The following is a 16,454-nucleotide window of genomic DNA, read 5'->3' on the forward strand; positions in this document are numbered from 1 at the left end:
CATCAGTAGGTCTGTGCCGCGCTGACCTGGACTGCCTTGCGCAGTGGCAATGGCAGCGGGTTGCTGTCACGCGTGGTCAGTTTTTCCGGGTACAGGGTGATCAGCGTCCTGTTGAGCGTGAGGTTCTCCGAATCCGCGCCGACGAGGATCTTGAACTTCCCGGCATCGACGTCCCAGCTTGCCGTCTTGTCGACGTAGTAAGCCAGGGAGCGCGAGTCTATCGGTACGCTGACGGTCTTGCTCTCGCCCGGCTGCAGGTACACCTTGGTGAAGCCCTTGAGCTCTTTCTCCGGACGGTCCACGGCAGGTTTGACCGGCTGCACATACAGCTGCGCCACCTCGAAGCCGGCCTTGTCGCCGGTGTTGGTCACCGTGAATTTCACGTCGATCGTCGAGCCTGGGGTCAGCACGTTGGTCGACAGTTTCAGGTCGCTGTAGCTGAACGTGGTGTAGGACAGGCCATAGCCGAATGGATAAAGCGGCTTGGCGTGTTTCTTGTCATACCCGCGATAACCCATGTACAGGCCTTCGCTGTAGGTCATCTCGGTCAGCGGGTTGCTGCCGCGATAGGCCGCCGGATCCGGATAAGAGGCATAGCTCGGGTTATCCTCGATGTTCTTGTCGATCGTGACCGGCAACTTGCCCGACGGGTTGACCTTGCCGTAGAGGATCTCGGCCAGTGCCTGACCGCCTTGCTGGCCCGGGAACCAGGCTTGCAGCGTGGCGCCGACCTTGTTCGCCCATGGCTGCATATTGGCCACGCCACCGCCGTGCATGACCACGATGGTGTTGGGGTTGGCCTTGGCAACGAAGCTGATCAGTTCAGCCTGTTGGTCCGGCAGATCGAAGCCGTGGTCGGAACCTTCGCCTTCGTTTTCAGACGTGGTCCCGGTCGCAACCACCACCGCATCGTATTTCGACAGATCCTTCGGCGGACGCAACGAAGCCCAGCTCATCTGCACGCCGGTCAGGCCGCCCAGTGCGGGAATGAAATTACCCTGTACGCGCTGGTATTCCAGTTTCACGGTATAGGTCTTGCCGGCTGACAATGCGGCAGTCTTCCCCGACGTTGTCAGTGCATTCACCACATCGCCCGAGTAAGGCACGCCGTCGCTCTGCACGATGAACTCATCATTGACCCAGAGTTTGTACGGGCCATCCGCACGCACCTTGAACGCCTGGGCGCCCGAAATGGTGGGCTTGATGGTAGTGGTGAAACGTGCCGAGAAAGCGCCGGCTGTCGGGCTGAAGCCAGACACTGCCGTGCTGCCTGCGTTGGTCACGTTGCTGCCGGTGGTCCAGTTCAGGTTCACGCCGGGCTCGACGCGCGTCAGTACCGGGTCACCGGAAAAGCTGGTGTTAGAGAAGTATTCGGCTTTTACCCCGGCGTTGCTGATCCCGTTGTCACCGGTTGCCGGCTGATACCACACCGAGCTCGCCGGATTCAGGCTCATCTCCGACAGATACGTGACATCGCTGCTGCTGGAGGCCAGTTGCTGCAAGCCGCTCAACTCGGTCACGTAGCTATTGGGCGGTGAATTGGCGGTGCCGAAAGGCGATGCCGGTACGTCGTGCGCCCAGTTGCCGATCACGGCGATTTTCGCTGAACGCTCCAGCGGCAGCAGCGGTTTGCCGGCAGCGGTGTTCTCGTTGCGCAGCAACACGATGGATTCGCGCGCGGTATTCAGCGCGGCACGCATGCCGTATTCCGGATGTTCCAATGTCTTGGCGGTGTTGAGGTTGTTCTGCAGGTCGTAGCTGACGATGCCACGCAGGTTGCGTTTGACCTTGTCGTCGATCACGTTCTGGGTCAGTTGCCCGCTCCACAGGTAGGGCAGGAGATTGGCTTCGGTAAACTGCAGGCCGGAGGGCATGTCGATGTCCGTACCGGCCCACGCGCCCTTGAAGGCATCGTGGATGGCGTTGAAATCACTGATGACCATGCCCTGATAGCCCCATTCGCCCTTGAGCACTTCAGTGATCAGGTGATGGTTTTCACAGGCATAGTCGCCGTTGACCTTGTTGAAGCCGCACATGATCGAGGCGACATTGGCGTTCTTCACCATCGACTCGAAGCCTGGAAGGTACAGTTCGCGCAGGGTGCGCTCATCGACCTTGACGTCGATCGCCTGACGATTGGCTTCCTGCTCGTTGGCCAGGTAGTGCTTGCCGCTGGCCTGGATGCCCTGAGCCTGAATGCCGTTGACGATAGCGGGTGCCAGCACGGCGCCGAGGAACGGGTCTTCACCGCTGACGTATTCTGCCGAGCGGCCGTTGTAGGGCGTCCGGTACAGGTTCACGCCTGGCGAAAGCATCTGCTGGCCGCCGGAAATTCGCGTTTCATAAGCGATGGCCAGGCCGAATTCCTTGGCCCGGTTGATGCTCCAGGTCGCTGCCAGCGCAGACTGCGACGGGTACTGGGCGCCGAAGGTGGCGTTGTTGACGTGCACGCCCATGGACGAGTCATACGCCACGGTGCCCTTGATGCCCCACTTGAGCAGCGACGGGATCATGTGACCGTCGTTGACGCGGGTGAAGTTGATCTTTTCCGACTGGTTCATGTTATCGAGAATCGAGCTGACGCGCGCTTCGACTTCGTTGCCGGTCGCCGGGGTCACGGCGGCGAGTGCAAGGTTGGCCTGCATGACGCTGAACGTCAGCAGACTCAGGCCCAGCGTCTGTTTGAAGGCTGACAAGGCAAGTGTCCTTGCGGTCGATGTGATCGGTTGATTGAGGTTGTTCATGGTCGTTGTGCCTGGGCAGGGGCGTCGTCGGTGTTCACCGGCGCGTCGAGCAGGGACGACGAACTCTGCTGTTGGGCCGGGTTGATCTTGTCGGCGCCTGACAACTGGTCGCGCTTGGCTTCCACCTGCGTCCGGATCTGTTGATCGGAGCCAGTGGCAGGTGTGCTGGAAGTTGAGTCCGCGGCGAAAGTTAAGGCACTTTGCGCGCACAGAAGTACTGCACTGAAAACAGACAGCATTGATCTAGTCATCGATTGAATCTCGATTAATGGTTTGCAGGATAAAACGGACGGCTGTGGCAATCGCACAGGGCTCGGCTGAACAATCAGTCCAGCGCGACAGTAAACAGTTCACAGGTCGCTAAAGTATGAGTAATGGAGATTTTAATAAATGATGCCACCTGGCCATCATGTGGTTTTTTCAGAATAGGCCGGAGGTTTTAGACCGATTTTTAAGAATAAAATCGGTAATTTAGCAATTTTACAGCCATAAAAATCCATTAAATCATCAAATGTTAGAGTTTTATTGTTTTTTAATAAACCTAATTGTCGTTAGGTTTAGCGAGCTGGTAAGCTTTGCATCCTCGTGGTTCGTGCGCGTTTTAAAAAGCCGGCTCCCTAAGAGAAAGTATCGGGATGTACACGTGAATTAATGCGCGCTTAAAGGAATTTTCAGGCCTTGAAGTGCACGTTAATTAACGACGTCTTTAATTTCTATTCCATTAAATTTGGACGTGAAAGTGTGCATTACCGACCGACCGACCGACCGACCGACCGACCATGGCCGTGTGCAGGTGGCGCAAGGGCAATAGGGATAATCAGCCGACGGCGCGTCAGTTTTTATTACGTTAAAGGCAATCGTGGTGAGTGAGGGAAAACAGCGGGTCGACCTCGCGGTGTTGAGCATCGTCGGTCGCCTGTGCTTCAGCAAACCGCAAAAACTGACCTTCGGTCAGATCTACAGGGAACTGGTGCGCGCGTATTCAAGCGCCCCGGCAATCCACGTTTGCGTGGCGACAGTCGACACGCTGGTCAGGGAAGGGCTGTTGATCTCGACAAGAGTCCTGGAGCCCGATCATTCATTTCCCTACACCCAGCACATCATCAGCGGTCTGACCGAGATCGGCGCAGCCTCGCTGAGAGGCTGCGAAAATGCGTTGACCGAGCCGCAAGGGCTTACTCGCTGTGTGGCAGCGACAGGTAATACTGGCCCATCTCAGTCAGCTTGCCCTCAGCGTCCAGCAAACTTGAAAAGTGCGGGTCAGGGTTCATCCGGCCGGTGAACCAGGCGTATCTGAACACGTCCTGGCGCTGCTCAAGGGTGGCGACCATTTCCGCCATCTGCCGCTTCTGCTTGTCGACCGAATCAATCTGCGCTCCGTCATCCGGAGCGTGCCAATTGGCGAACTCGGTGACCCAGAAGGGTTTTCCGTACTTCGACAGCCGGTCGAGCATCCCTGGCAAGCCATAGTCGTACCAGTGAAAAGCCAGGTAATCGATGCGCGGGTCGCGATTCTGATTCATCGACCGATAGGCTGTGTAGAAGGCATCGAGCCACACGACCGGGTCACCGTAGCCCGGCATGGTTCCCCAGTTCATCGCTGGCCCCACCAGTTTTACGCCGGTCTGGGCGGCGATCTGTTCCAGTCTCGGCCAGAAGCCGGCCGCCGCTTCGGGCGTCATGTTGGCCTGATCGAGCAGATTCGGCTCATTGATCACCAGCAGATAGCGGATGGCTGAGTGAGCCAGCAGGTATTGCTTCAACTGCCCGTCGTCAACGTTGCCGTTCCATACCATCGGAATGAAATCCACGCCGTACATCGAGGCGTAGTCGTACGACGCCAGGCGGTCGTGGGGCCTGGGGCTCCAGTTGTACCACCAGCTCACGCCTGCAGATAACGCACTCAGGTCGGCGGGCAGGGCGATGTCGTAGGCGATGCCGCGCTTGGCGCTTTTTTCTGCAGCCCATGCCGGTGCTACGCACAGGCTGAGCATCAGCGCCACAAGGGCCAGAAAGGTCGGGAAAAAACGTGCTGACGGGTTCTGCGGGGTCATTGGCAAATCTTCCTTGAGGGTGGAGAGGTGCAGAGCATGCGCTGCCGTCAGCCAGCAGAAAGCATGCCACCTGTATCGTCCCGTATACCCTGCCAAACCCCGACAGGCATTACCACCGGTAATGACTTGTTACCAGGGATCTCCCTCGGCCTGGCGCAAATCCAGCGTGCCGCTGTCACTGAAGCGCATTGTGCCGAACAGGCCGCCGGCCAGCTTGCCGCGAAGCGTATAGGGCAGATTGTCCAGACGCTGGCTCTGACTAAGCCCCAGTGCCTGGCGCAAGGCAGCGAATGCCGACACGCTGACCGGCACCACCAGCACTGCCTCGGAGAAGCGTCCTACAGTGCCTTTCTGGTTGCTGACCCCGGAGGCCAGCAGCCTGTCGTTCACGTCCAGGTCCAGCGCGACGCCGCTGTAGTTGATCTCGGTCTCGTTTGGATTCTGCACCCGCAACGTGACTGCCATGCGCAGTTCCAGGCCCTGGCCGGGGATGGGTTCGATACCCACGACACTGATCGCCAGCGGGTCTCGATGGGGAATCAGCGCACAGGCGCTCAAGCCGAGGATGAGCAGCCCCGAGAGCAGGGCGCGGATCAGGCGTAGCGGCATTCGTGTGCTCCAGCGTCAGGTTCAGTGATCTTCAGACCTCGTCAGTGGTGAGAGATTCGCCGCGTCGGGCACGATGCCGGGATAGCGGCTAATCTGCCTGCCTCAACCATTGCGTCTGCAAGGCAGCAGGTTGATGATTCCCCCGTACCTTTAGAAAACCGTACCGATAAAAACAAGACTGGAGATAGCCATGTCCATCGAAAGGACACCCCCTCATCAAGACCCCGTGGTCATTGTCAGTGCCGTGCGCACGCCCATGGGTGGTTTTCAGGGCGATCTGCAGAGCCTCAGTGCCACCGCGCTGGGATCGATCGCCATCCGTGCCGCTGTCGAGCGGGCAGGCATCGAGCCTGCAGACGTGGAGCATGTGCTGTTTGGTTGTGTGCTGCCGGCAGGTCTGGGCCAGGCACCCGCTCGGCAGGCGGCGCTGGGTGCCGGGCTCAGCCATGCGACGCTGTGCAGCACGGTCAACAAGATGTGCGGTTCCGGCATGCAGAGCGCAATCATGGCCCATGACCTGTTGCTGGCAGACAGTACTGCGGTGGCGGTGGCTGGCGGCATGGAGAGCATGTCCAATGCGCCTTACCTGCTGGACCGCGCGCGCAGCGGTTATCGCATGGGGCACGGCAAGGTGCTCGATCACATGTTTCTCGACGGCCTCGAAGATGCCTATGAGCCAGGACGGCTGATGGGCACCTTCGCCGAGGACTGCGCCGGGCTCAACGGTTTCACTCGCGAGGCGCAGGATGCGTTTGCCCTGGCCTCACTGGCTCGCGCGCAAAAGGCCATTGCCGAAGGCCATTTCGACGCCGAGATCGTGCCGGTGCAAGTCACCGTGGGCAAGGAGTCGAGGCAAATCACCCACGATGAGCAGCCCCCCAAGGCGCGTCCCGACAAGATACCCACGCTCAAACCCGCTTTTCGCGAGGGCGGCACGGTCACCGCGGCCAACTCCAGTTCTATCTCCGACGGCGCAGCAGCGCTGCTGTTGATGCGTCAGTCCGAGGCTCAAAGGCGTGGCCTGCGGCCTCTGGCGGTGTTTCATGCGCATGCGGCATTTGCCGACGAGCCGGGCCTGTTTCCAACAGCGCCGATAGGCGCCATTCAGCGCCTTTTGGGCAAGACAGGCTGGAGCCTGGATGATGTGGATCTGTTCGAGATCAATGAGGCGTTTGCGGTGGTGCCACTGGTGGCAATGCGCGAGCTGGGCATCCCGAACGATAAAGTCAATGTCAATGGCGGTGCCTGCGCGCTTGGTCATCCGATCGGCGCCTCGGGTGCGCGGATCATCGTGACGCTGCTGGCGGCCTTGCAGCATCGACAACTCAAGCGTGGCCTGGCGGCGATCTGCATCGGCGGCGGTGAAGCTACTGCGATAGCTATCGAGTTGTTGAATTATCCTTGTTAATCAATGGCTTGATCTAATAATTGAATGTTGAATCTATAAAAAGCTGCTGATTGTGTAATTAAATAAAAAGGATATTTATCAATGCTTTACGAGACTATTCTCATTGAGATTATAGGTGGTGTGTGCCTGGTCAGACTTAACCGGCCCGATGCGTTGAACGCCTTGAATGCGCGTCTGATCAACGAATTGAACCATGCGCTCGATCAGTTCGAGGCGGACAGTGCGATCGGCTGCATCGTGCTGACCGGCTCGGAAAAAGCCTTCGCCGCTGGTGCGGACATCAAGGAAATGGTCGACCTGTCCTACCCGCAGATCTACCTCGATGACCTGTTTCGTGACAGCGACCGGGTCGCGGCCCGACGCAAACCCCTGGTGGCTGCGGTGGCCGGTTTTGCCTTGGGTGGCGGCTGTGAACTGGCATTGATGTGCGATTTCATTCTGGCTGCCGAGAACGCCAGGTTTGGACAGCCCGAGATCAATCTCGGCGTGTTGCCGGGGATGGGCGGAACGCAGCGTCTGACCCGCGCAGTCGGCAAGGCCAAGGCCATGGAGATGTGCCTGACCGGCCGATTGATCGATGCTCACGAGGCCGAGCGCGCCGGTCTGGTGGCCCGCGTGCTGCCGCTCGATCAGTTGCTGCCGGAAGCGCTTGCAGTGGCAGCGGTCATCGCCAGTAAATCCCTGCCAGTGGCGATGATGGTCAAAGAGAGCGTCAACCGCGCGTTCGAGGTGAGCCTGGCCGAAGGCATCCGCTTCGAGCGCCGGGTTTTTCACGCCGCCTTCGCCAGCCAGGATCAGAAGGAGGGCATGCGCGCCTTCATCGACAAGCGCCAGCCCGATTTCAAGGACTGCTGATCTGCATGGGCAACGATCAGAATGCGTTGCGCGTCGACCTGCAACTCGGCGGTCCGCCCGCGCACTGTGAATCCGTCATGCGCGTTGATGTGCAGGCGCTGACCGTTCGCCAGTCGAACGCAGTCGGTGGGGTAAGCAGTCACTGCGTCCTGCCCCGGATTCGCTAACAGTGCCGCGCAGATCACGGGGCGTTCGGGATGATTGTCGAGGTAGCGGACCCGCACACGTGTACCCGCCGGTAGCCGATGAATCTCCGGGCAGGCGACTTTTGCCATCGGCCAACGTTGTGCGGGTTGGTCTTCCGGGCCTTGAGCGTGCCAGTCGAAGCGGATTGAACGATATCCGGGTGGGTCCGGTTGGTTGTCGTTGCGCTGCAAGGTGGCGAAATGCTCACCGGTGACAATGGGTCGAGGGTGGCTGATCGACGGGCGAAACGGCGTTGCCCAGGGTATTACCCTGAAGCTGTTGCAGTAACCGTTGCCTTGCAGTTGTTCAGCCTCGGGTGACGAACGTTGCGCTTCGACGAGGATGCGCAGGATTGCCAGCGCATCATGGGCGGCGGCGCCCTTCAGCACCTGTAACTGCCTGCCTGCGTGAACAACTTCGGTCAGCAACCACTGATCATTAAGCAATGGCTCCGGGTGATCGAGCACCTGAATGACTTCACCACACTGCAAGGCGGTGTCGATGCTTTGTCCTCTGACATCGCTCCGTTCGCAACGCAGGCGCTCCAGTCCGCGACTGCCACGCTGCCGACTCAGTGCCTCCCGGGGACTGATCGCTCCACGTAAGCCTGGCGGTTGAAAGGCATGATTGGCCGCTATCGTCAGAGGGTGTGCATCGTGCGGCGAAGAAGGTGCGTGCGCAGGTTGCGGGTGGTCGGCGGGTTGTCTTGAAAACTGCGGAAACCCCAGTCGCTCGGCCAGGTGTAACAGCGTCTCTCTAGGTACGTCTGACGCTTGCGGGCGCTTGAAACGCACCGGCAATGGCTGCGCCGGAAAGCTGGCAGGGTCGTCCGAGAACACCAGCCGGTGGCCGCTCCGGCGATGCTCGAAGCGGAAATGCATGCCTTCTTCCTCGCACAGGCGCTGCAACAGGTGCAGATCGCTTTCGTCGTACTGGATATGCAGCGGCCTGGCAGGATAAAGACCGTTCACGTGCTCGAAGCGGTAAGCGTTCGTTTCGATACCGTGTGCTTCAAGCAAGCGCACGATCAGTTGAGGAATCGCACGGTCCTGATAGGTGCGGCGTTGTCGGTGTTGCGCCAGCCGCTGCAGATCAGGCGCCAGAATCAGATGGTAAAGGCTCACGCGATTCCCCCTGTGCAGCCGGGCCGCATGCTCGATACGGCCATGCCTGCCGCCGCCAGATTCGCCGAAGCTTAAAAACGCTTCGCGATGCAGCAGGCTGCGCACATCCAGCTGCGGGTGGCTGCCGATCATCCAGAGGTCGAAGCGATATGTTTCGTTGAGGGCTTCATGGCCGGCGAAGTTGATGATATGCAGATCCGGCTGGCAGTCGGTGATCGCCAGCATGAAGGGCACTTGCAGGTCCTTGCGCATCTGCGGGGCTCTCTAGCTTCAAAAACGGGGCCGCGCAGGTTACGGAATAAGGAGGCGCAAAAGCATTGCTGCAAGGTTTTTCGGAAAGAGCCTACAAGCGGTGACAGAAAGAAGATGATTGCCGTTGGCCGGATTGGCAGCCATCCTGGCGAGTTCATAAGGCCAATCTGTCTGTCGGGGGTTTCATCTGCCGTGATCGCGTATAAAATGCGCCGCGCCGGACAGGGTATTTGCCGGTGACCCTTTTTCAGCGCCTTGCCAGCGCCGCGTTCTGTCAGTCATGCAGGCGCAGGCGGCGAGGTGCCTAGCGAATCAAGAGAGCAGACATGGGCGCACAGTGGAAGGTCAAGCATAAAGAAGCGGCAGCCAATGCCAAGGGACGTACGTTTGGCAAGCTGTCCAAGGAGATCATGATCGCAGCTCGCGCTGGCGCAGACCCGGACATGAACTCGCGTCTGCGGCTGGTGGTCGAGCAGGCCAAGAAGGCCTCGATGCCGCGCGAGACCCTGGAACGTGCTATCAAGAAGGGCGCAGGCCTGCTGGGTGAGAGCGTCAACTTCGAGCGTCTGACCTACGAAGGTTTTGCGCCACACCGCGTGCCGGTGATCGTCGAGTGCCTGACCGACAACATCAATCGGACGGTCTCGGAAATTCGCGTGCTGTTCCGCAAGGGCCAGTTGGGCGCTGCGGGTTCGGTTTCGTGGGACTTTTTGTATCAGGGCATGATCGAGGCTGTTCCTGCAGCAGCGGATGCCGACCCGGAGCTGGCGGCAATCGAGGCCGGTGCTCAGGATTTCGAGCCAGGTGAAGAGGGCGCGACGCTGTTCCTCACCGAATCCACCGACATGGACGCGGTCTGCAAGGCGCTCCCGGAGTTCGGTTTCACCGTCCAGTCCGCGCAACTGGGCTATCGCCCGAAAAGCACTGTGGACGGCCTGACCGATGAGCAGATGGCCGAAGTCGAAGCGTTTCTCGAAGCCATCGACAACCACGATGACGTGCAGAACGTGTACGTGGGCCTGGCAGGTTGATCACTGCGCAATGGAGCGCTTTACGCGCTCCATGTTTTTATCTGTAGAAGAACCTCTGCCAGCGACGGTCGTTGCTGGCAATCAGGCTGCACGCATCTTATCTGCAGCCCCTGTAGGCCCGCCATGACGTTCTGATCCTGCGGATCTGCCTCGCAACGCTCCAGCAATTCCCCCAGCAAGATACCGAATGCCCGCGTTTCGATGCGCTCCAGCGCCTCACCCAGCCCGGCTGACGGGTGAAAGGACGCCGCGCCGAAGTCGCTGAGCAGGCAATGGCCATCCTCCTGCACAAGAATGTTGTGACCATAAAGGTCGCCATGCGTGATCCCGCAGGCGTGCAGGTGCGCGGTGACCGATGCGATGCCTTCAGCGAGGCGCAGCAGCACCGGCAGGGAAAAGCGCGTATCGCTGGCGTAAACATCGCGGCTACAGGATTTCAGGCTCGGCGGCCCGGCCAGATTGCCGAAATCAGGGGCTATCAGCGCCATGACCAGGCCGCGCTGCTGCTCGGGATGTCCGCTGATCTGTCCAAGCACCTCGATCAGCTGTGCGTGGCGGCCTGCTGCGATGCACGCCGCCATTTCATTGAGTGGCGAGCCATCGCTGGTGACCGCGCCCTTGTACAGCTTGACCGCTGCCATGCGCTCAGCGCCGGCGTCGTGCCAGACCGCCTGCTGAATGATCCCCGACGCACCTTCGCCCAGGCGCTGGTGAAGGCTCAGGTGTTGCCAGGGGATTTCCCGGATCGGCGCGTTGGGACGTTCGGCGCACAGCGGGTTGTCGGCGAAGGCGAGCCATGCCAGGGCAGGCAGGCTCAGCAGCCAGTCCGGCAACTCGGTCAGGCGATTGGCCGCAATGCGGATCAGCTCCAGCTTGTGACACTGCGCAAGGGTTGCGGGCAGGGTGCGCAAGCGGTTGCCGGCGAGCATCAGCTTTTGCAGGTCTGGGCGGCGGCCCAATTCGTCGGGCAGCAACTCGATGCGGTTATCGGTGAGGATCAGCCAGCGCAGGCGCGGCGGCAGTGCCGCGGCGCTGACCTGCTCTATGCGGTTGGCCTTGAGGCCGACAATCTGCAACTGCGGGCATTGGCCAATGCTTTCCGGCAGGTGCATAAAGGCGTTGTCTGATACGAACAGCACGCGCAGGCGGGTCAGGCGACCCAGGTCGTCTGGCAGTGAGGTCAGCCTGTTGCCGCTGAGGTTCAAGACTTCCAGCGTGTCGGCCAGGTCGAAGATTTCGACCGGGAATTCGCTCAGGCCACAGGAGAGGTCAAGCCGTTTGATGCCTGCCAGCTTGCCGGCGCGTAGGTCTGCGAGGGTATGCATGAATAGGTTCGGTCATTGATGTCGGACGAGGCGCGCATGATAACGGGAGTTGCCGCAGCTGACTCCCTGCAAAGCGGCTCAGCTCAGGCAGCGGTCGACCCATTGACGCACGCGTTCGGGCGCAGGTGCCGATTCGGCATACAGAATCCGGTAAATCATCGGTGCAACGACCGCATCGATCATGTCGTCGGCACTGGGAGAAACCTCGCCGCGAGCGATGGCACGATCGATCATGACCTGCAACTGCTCGCGAACCATTGCCGCGCACTTGCCGACACAGCCGGAGGTGCTGGCGGCGACATCGCGCATCAATGCCCGGCCAGGTGCCGAGGACATTTCGTCCAGATACATTTCACTCCAGGTCAGCAGGTCCTGATGCAGGCTGCCCTGATCGATCGGCACGTCAGGGCGCAGACGCTCCAGGGCAGCGTCCGCCAGCAACGTGGTCAGATCACCCCAGCGGCGATAAATAGTCGACGGCGTGACGCCTGCGCGGGTCGCGATCATCGGCACGCTGAGTGCTGACCGATCGTGTTCCTGCAACAAATCGCGGACCGCGCGGTGAATGGATTCCTGCACCCGGGCACTGCGGCCTCCGGTGCGAACTGCTTCTTTGATAGCCATACGGCGGACCTTAACACAAAGTATTTGCTTTAAGCGCTATCACGTCGCACACTCCGCAAAAGCTAATTTATGGCTTTAACAGATTGCATTGGCGGAGAGCGTATCCATGTCCCTTTCTTCAAACGATTCGACGTCGCCAGACGTGAAGTCTGACGGTCGGGCACGAAACCATCTCGGGTTTCTGGCGTTTACCACGTTATGCTTTTTTGCCGCGTCCAGCACGCCCACGCCGCTTTATCACCTGTATCAGGAGGCATGGGGATTCTCTGCGGGCGTGCTTACCCTGATTTTTGCAGTGTATGCATTCAGCCTGCTGGCTGCCTTGTTGATGGGCGGATCGTTGTCTGACTATCTGGGACGGCGCCCGGTGATTTTCGGTGCCTTGCTGCTGCAAAGCGTCTCGATGCTGCTGTTCATTCTGGCCAGTGATGTCAGCTGGCTGGTGGCCGCGCGCCTGCTGCAGGGTTTTGCAACGGGGCTGGCGGCCAGCGCACTGGGCGCAGCCTTGCTGGACAGTGATTCGGTCAAAGGACCGTTGATCAACAGTATTTCGCCGATGCTCGGCATGGCCGTTGGCGCTCTGGGGACGGCACTGCTGGCGCAGTACGCGCCGTTGCCGCTGATGCTCGGTTACTGCTTGCTGCTGGCCGCATTCCTGAGTCAGGCCCTGTACCTGGGACGCGTCGAGGAAACCGTCAGTCGCCAGCCCGGTGTCTGGCAATCCCTCAAGCCCTCGTTGCATGTTCCGCAGCAGGCACGGCGCATGCTGTGGCTGGTCCTGCCGGTGGACATCGCCGCGTGGGCGCTGGGTGGCTTCTTTCTGTCGTTGAGCCCGTCCTTGCTGGTGGCGGCGACCGGCTCCACCTCACCGCTCAATGGCGGCCTGGCGGTTGCGGCGCTGACTCTAAGCGGCGCTGCGGCGATTCTGACGCTGCGTCAGCGTGAGCCGGTGCTCGGCTTATGGGTTGGCGCGAGCTTTCTGCCGTTGGGTGTTGCGGTGATCCTGCTTTCGATCAACCTCGGTTTGTTGTGGTTGTTTTTCGTCGGCGCAGTGGTCGCAGGTGTGGGATTCGGATCGAGCTTTCTGGGCGCGCTGCGCATGCTCATGCCACTAGCGCATGCCCACGAGCGGGGCGGGCTGATGTCGGCTTTTCTGGTGCTCAGTTACCTGGCCTTCTGCATACCGGCACTGGTCGCCGGATTCTTTGCCCGCTCGGCAGGGCTGGTGATGACCAGCAATGTCTACGGGGCAGTGGTGATCACGCTGGCGCTGATCGCGCTGGCCAGTCTGATCGTACGCCGTGCGGCCAGCGCAAACAAAAATGCCCACGCGTAGGTGGGCATTTCGGTTTGCCTGAAAACAGCAGAGCCCTTAGCGAAGCTCTTTTACCATCTCGGACAGCACGGTCAGTATGTCCCCGGCCAGTTGCGCGGAACGCTTGCCTGACCAGCCGGTGACCGGGTCTGGCGCGTTGTCGTGATCCTTGAAGGGCATTTCCAGGGTCAGTGACAGGCACTTGTAGCGTTCGCCCACAGCATTGGCGGCCAGGTTCATGTTGGCCTGACCGGGTGCGCCGCGTGGGTAGCCATGAGCCGTCTGGAAGTTGTCGCTGACCTCGCACAGGCGGCTGCGAAAGCGCTCTTCAAGCTGGCGTTGCTGTGCGGTATACCCCGGATTGCCTTCGCAGGCCGCGGTGAATACGTAGGGGATTTCTTCGTCACCGTGCACGTCGAGGAACATGTCCACGCCGTATTTTTCCATCTGCTGCCTGACGAAGGACACTTCCGGGCTCAGCGCTTCGGTACTGTCCTGCCAGGCACGGTTAAGGTCCTTGCCGCTGGCGTTGGTGCGCAAGTGGCCATGAAAGGCCCCGTCCGGGTTGACGTTCGGCACCAAGTACAGGTCTGCCTCGGCCAGCAATTGCTGCAGCGCGGCGTCATCCTTTTGCTGGAGGCGTTCGATCACGCCCTCCATGAACCATTCGGCCATGTGTTCGCCAGGGTGCTGCTGGGCAATCATCCAGATCTTGCGTTTGCCTTCGGCACCGTCACCCTTGCGCAGCAGCTGAATATGCCGGCCTTCGACGCTTTTGCCGACAGCCAGCAACTGTGTACCGGCTTTTTCCTGCGCCTGTTCGATCAGCCAGTCATGGCGTTCACGGCTGTAGGGTTCGAAGTACGCAAACCAGACCTGCGGTTGCTCCGCGGCCAGGCTGAAATTCAGCGCCTTGCCGTCGAAATCCGACGCGACACGAAACCAGTTCTGATGGTCGTAGGACGCCACGGCGTTGTAGCCGCTCCAGGCACTGTTGAAAGTGGATTGGCTGGCATTGGTGAGGCTGAAGCCGTAGGTCTGGCCGACGTTCAGGCCGTCTGCCTTGAAATGAAACCACTGGAAATGCGCGCTTTGCGTGTCGGGCCGAATCGCCAGCCTGATATGCGCCGGGTCGCTTGCGTCGAGAACCTGAATGTTGCCGCTGTCGAAATCTGAACCGATAGTGAGAGTCAAGATAGGTGCCTGCTGCGTAGATGCCTTTTCAGGCCGCTACTGTACACCGATCGACATCGCGTCCTGCGACGTAAACTTCACTGCAACGGTCATCTGCGCGTCAGGAGATGGCCTCGGCGGTGACCATCAGGCTGCAGATGAAGGCGGTCAGCAGGCACCAGGCCAGATACACGCGGCGCTTGCGCCGATGCCAGCCGGATGCGCCGAGTAAAGAGGCGGGTGCCTGCAACTGACGCCACAGTCGCTCGCTGTTCTGGAAGGCCGAAAGGTGCGCGGCATCGGCGTCCAGCCAGTGACGAAACTCGATGCGTTCACTGGCGGTTGCCGCAGGGCTCTGCAAGTGCACATACCAGCGGCTGGCCTGATCCTGAATGGCGGCCTGAGTGGCAGCGCTTGTGGTGTCAGCCGCGCCAGGCACGTGGGCCTTGCCCAGCGCACGAAGCATCGCACGCTCTACCCGGGCAATATCGACGTTCATGAAGGCTGCAATGTCGGCATAGGCCTGGCCGTCGAGTCGGCTGAGCAGGAATATCTGCCGGGTCCGGCGCGAGAGCTTGCCCAGGCGGTGGCCGAGTTCGATGGCCTGCAGCGTGGGTTGCGGCTCGGGCAGGCGGGCGGGGAGGTGCAGTAGAGACGAGAGCTGATTACTCATGATGTATCGCTCGCTGGTCGTCCATGGGAATCTTCCTTGCGATGTCGGGTAGCGTCCGTGACAAGCGTAGACTAGTGAATACGAGAATCATTCTCAAGTGAAAAGTCCCAGCATTTACGTTTTATCTGCCGCATCCAGGCGTTTTTGCCCTAAAAGCATGGCCTTGATCGAGGCGCCTTTGCTATGATCCGCGTCATTGCAACACACCGCGCAATACCCAGACTTCATTAGCCTGAAGCAGCGAAACCATAAAGAAAGAACCAAAAAAAGACCCGGCAAAAAGCCGGGTCAAAAACCGTGATTAGCCTGATGAGGAGATAATCTGGAAGCCGACCTAAGACTTCCGGGTTATCCAGCGAGTCTCGCGACCCGCTGATGCAATAATAATCATTATCATTTGCAAGTCAAATGTTTTTATTGCCCTCATTGATACCGATAATCCGCCAGCGCTCGCTCGGCGGATTTTCTTTTCTCGATTCTCCCCCTATATCGTCTAGTCCAGCGGCAGCTCCGTGGTGCGCTTTACCGTGCTCATGGCGATGTTCGAGTGGGCCTCGTGGACGTGGGGCAATTGCAGCAAATGATCGCGCAGAAAGCGTTCGTAGCTGGCGATGTCCTGAGCCACAACCTTGAGCATGAAATCCATCCCCCCGGCCATCGTGTAGCACTCCAGCACCTCGGGGTGGCCGATGATTGCCTCCTCGAACTCGGCCAGATAGCGGCGGCCATGGCCTGACAGCTTGACCTCGACGAACACGGTCATGCTCAGTCCCAGCTTCTGGGTGCTGAGCAGGGCGACCGTGCGTTCGATCACCCCGTCTTCCTGAAGCCGGTGAATGCGCCTCCAGCAGGGCGATTGCGACAGCTCGACCCGTTCGGCGATTTCCGCGGCCGACAGGCTGGCGTCATGTTGCAGCAGACGAAGAATCTTGCGATCGATGGGGCTCAATTTTGGCTGCATGAATTGACCTTGTTTTTTGTTCTGGTCGAAAAAAGCATGCTCAATATCAGCAGATTTGCGCGCATTTAGAAAGAAAAAGCCTCTTTGCTGCTGGCAGTCTAGTTGCAAGGCTGCCGGGCA

Annotated in this window: 14 protein-coding genes and 1 pseudogene; 5 read left to right on the forward strand and 10 right to left on the reverse strand. The window is 59.8% G+C overall.

Features of this window, described 5'->3' with window-relative positions; all coding sequences use genetic code 11:
• Positions 1-2 precede the first annotated feature (2 nt).
• A complete protein-coding gene (locus QRN50_RS08020) occupies positions 3-2,744 on the reverse strand; it encodes a glycoside hydrolase family 3 protein (protein WP_096126529.1) in 2,742 nt (913 codons plus the stop codon).
• On the reverse strand, positions 2,741-2,983 hold the full coding sequence (locus tag QRN50_RS08025; protein ID WP_003400578.1) for a hypothetical protein: 243 nt from the start codon (positions 2,981-2,983) through the stop codon (positions 2,741-2,743). Before QRN50_RS08025 ends, QRN50_RS08020 begins: the two co-directional genes overlap by 4 nt.
• Before the next feature lie 602 nt (positions 2,984-3,585).
• Between QRN50_RS08025 and QRN50_RS25710 the strand changes: the two are divergent.
• Positions 3,586-3,882, forward strand: a pseudogene (locus QRN50_RS25710) (hypothetical protein); the annotation flags it as partial.
• 37 nt (positions 3,883-3,919) lie between these two features.
• Here the strand turns inward: QRN50_RS25710 and QRN50_RS08030 are convergent.
• Together QRN50_RS08030 and QRN50_RS08035 are read right to left on the reverse strand one after the other, a co-directional pair.
• Positions 3,920-4,798 carry a glycoside hydrolase family protein gene (locus tag QRN50_RS08030; RefSeq protein ID WP_003400585.1) on the reverse strand — a complete coding sequence of 293 codons (879 nt, stop codon included), beginning with the start codon at positions 4,796-4,798 and terminating at the stop codon, positions 3,920-3,922.
• 129 nt (positions 4,799-4,927) lie between these two features.
• Entirely contained in the window at positions 4,928-5,407 is a 480-nt protein-coding gene (locus tag QRN50_RS08035) for an LEA/WHy family protein (protein WP_003400587.1), read from the reverse strand.
• A gap of 190 nt (positions 5,408-5,597) precedes the next feature.
• Between QRN50_RS08035 and QRN50_RS08040 the strand changes: the two genes are divergently transcribed.
• The gene (locus QRN50_RS08040) at positions 5,598-6,815 is read left to right on the forward strand and encodes an acetyl-CoA C-acyltransferase (RefSeq protein ID WP_096126528.1); all 1,218 of its coding nucleotides are present in this window, start codon (positions 5,598-5,600) and stop codon (positions 6,813-6,815) included.
• Positions 6,816-6,896: 81 nt separating this feature from the next.
• On the forward strand, positions 6,897-7,670 hold the full coding sequence (locus QRN50_RS08045; RefSeq protein WP_096126527.1) for an enoyl-CoA hydratase: 774 nt from the start codon (positions 6,897-6,899) through the stop codon (positions 7,668-7,670).
• Here QRN50_RS08045 and tssI read toward each other — a convergent pair.
• Positions 7,610-9,232 (reverse strand): type VI secretion system tip protein TssI/VgrG, encoded by a 1,623-nt coding sequence (gene tssI, locus QRN50_RS08050; protein WP_057456826.1) that lies wholly within the window; start codon positions 9,230-9,232, stop codon positions 7,610-7,612. The genes QRN50_RS08045 and tssI overlap by 61 nt on opposite strands.
• A gap of 326 nt (positions 9,233-9,558) precedes the next feature.
• Here tssI and QRN50_RS08055 point away from each other — a divergent pair, with 326 nt between their 5' ends.
• A complete protein-coding gene (locus tag QRN50_RS08055) occupies positions 9,559-10,263 on the forward strand; it encodes a YebC/PmpR family DNA-binding transcriptional regulator (RefSeq protein ID WP_003364547.1) in 705 nt (234 codons plus the stop codon).
• Between the two features lie 20 nt (positions 10,264-10,283).
• Here QRN50_RS08055 and QRN50_RS08060 read toward each other — a convergent pair whose 3' ends face one another.
• Entirely contained in the window at positions 10,284-11,588 is a 1,305-nt protein-coding gene (locus QRN50_RS08060) for a leucine-rich repeat-containing protein kinase family protein (RefSeq protein ID WP_096126526.1), read from the reverse strand.
• A 78-nt stretch (positions 11,589-11,666) separates the two neighbouring features.
• Positions 11,667-12,212 (reverse strand): TetR/AcrR family transcriptional regulator, encoded by a 546-nt coding sequence (locus tag QRN50_RS08065; RefSeq protein WP_011268164.1) that lies wholly within the window; start codon positions 12,210-12,212, stop codon positions 11,667-11,669.
• 106 nt (positions 12,213-12,318) lie between these two features.
• Here QRN50_RS08065 and QRN50_RS08070 point away from each other — a divergent pair, with 106 nt between their 5' ends.
• The gene (locus QRN50_RS08070; RefSeq protein ID WP_054091926.1) at positions 12,319-13,548 is read left to right on the forward strand and encodes an MFS transporter; all 1,230 of its coding nucleotides are present in this window, start codon (positions 12,319-12,321) and stop codon (positions 13,546-13,548) included.
• Positions 13,549-13,584: 36 nt separating this feature from the next.
• Here QRN50_RS08070 and QRN50_RS08075 read toward each other — a convergent pair whose 3' ends face one another.
• From QRN50_RS08075 to QRN50_RS08085, 3 genes are all read right to left on the reverse strand, one after another.
• The gene (locus QRN50_RS08075; RefSeq protein ID WP_053275451.1) at positions 13,585-14,721 is read right to left on the reverse strand and encodes a M14 family metallopeptidase; all 1,137 of its coding nucleotides are present in this window, start codon (positions 14,719-14,721) and stop codon (positions 13,585-13,587) included.
• Between the two features lie 100 nt (positions 14,722-14,821).
• On the reverse strand, positions 14,822-15,373 hold the full coding sequence (locus tag QRN50_RS08080) for a DUF4880 domain-containing protein (protein WP_011268161.1): 552 nt from the start codon (positions 15,371-15,373) through the stop codon (positions 14,822-14,824).
• Positions 15,374-15,866: 493 nt separating this feature from the next.
• Positions 15,867-16,334: an Lrp/AsnC family transcriptional regulator gene (locus QRN50_RS08085; RefSeq protein WP_002553253.1), complete on the reverse strand. Its 468-nt coding sequence runs from the start codon at positions 16,332-16,334 to the stop codon at positions 15,867-15,869.
• Between the last annotated feature and the right edge of the window lie 120 nt (positions 16,335-16,454).

Origin of the sequence: Pseudomonas sp. MEJ108 (assembly GCF_030208985.1) — a bacterium.
GTDB classification, from domain to species: domain Bacteria; phylum Pseudomonadota; class Gammaproteobacteria; order Pseudomonadales; family Pseudomonadaceae; genus Aquipseudomonas; species Aquipseudomonas fragariae.

Bases quoted from the DNA above. Each gene is read 5' to 3' on its own strand.
- QRN50_RS08020 (WP_096126529.1), bottom strand. From the start codon at position 2,744: ATGAACAACCTCAATCAACCGATCACATCGACCGCAAGGACACTTGCC.
- QRN50_RS08080 (WP_011268161.1), bottom strand. From the start codon at position 15,373: ATGAGTAATCAGCTCTCGTCTCTACTGCACCTCCCCGCCCGCCTGCCC.
- QRN50_RS08025 (WP_003400578.1), bottom strand. From the start codon at position 2,983: ATGCTGTCTGTTTTCAGTGCAGTACTTCTGTGCGCGCAAAGTGCCTTA.
- QRN50_RS08055 (WP_003364547.1), top strand. From the start codon at position 9,559: ATGGGCGCACAGTGGAAGGTCAAGCATAAAGAAGCGGCAGCCAATGCC.
- QRN50_RS08065 (WP_011268164.1), bottom strand. From the start codon at position 12,212: ATGGCTATCAAAGAAGCAGTTCGCACCGGAGGCCGCAGTGCCCGGGTG.
- QRN50_RS08040 (WP_096126528.1), top strand. From the start codon at position 5,598: ATGTCCATCGAAAGGACACCCCCTCATCAAGACCCCGTGGTCATTGTC.
- QRN50_RS08085 (WP_002553253.1), bottom strand. From the start codon at position 16,334: ATGCAGCCAAAATTGAGCCCCATCGATCGCAAGATTCTTCGTCTGCTG.
- QRN50_RS08045 (WP_096126527.1), top strand. From the start codon at position 6,897: ATGCTTTACGAGACTATTCTCATTGAGATTATAGGTGGTGTGTGCCTG.
- QRN50_RS08070 (WP_054091926.1), top strand. From the start codon at position 12,319: ATGTCCCTTTCTTCAAACGATTCGACGTCGCCAGACGTGAAGTCTGAC.
- tssI (WP_057456826.1), bottom strand. From the start codon at position 9,232: ATGCGCAAGGACCTGCAAGTGCCCTTCATGCTGGCGATCACCGACTGC.
- QRN50_RS08030 (WP_003400585.1), bottom strand. From the start codon at position 4,798: ATGACCCCGCAGAACCCGTCAGCACGTTTTTTCCCGACCTTTCTGGCC.
- QRN50_RS08060 (WP_096126526.1), bottom strand. From the start codon at position 11,588: ATGCATACCCTCGCAGACCTACGCGCCGGCAAGCTGGCAGGCATCAAA.
- QRN50_RS08035 (WP_003400587.1), bottom strand. From the start codon at position 5,407: ATGCCGCTACGCCTGATCCGCGCCCTGCTCTCGGGGCTGCTCATCCTC.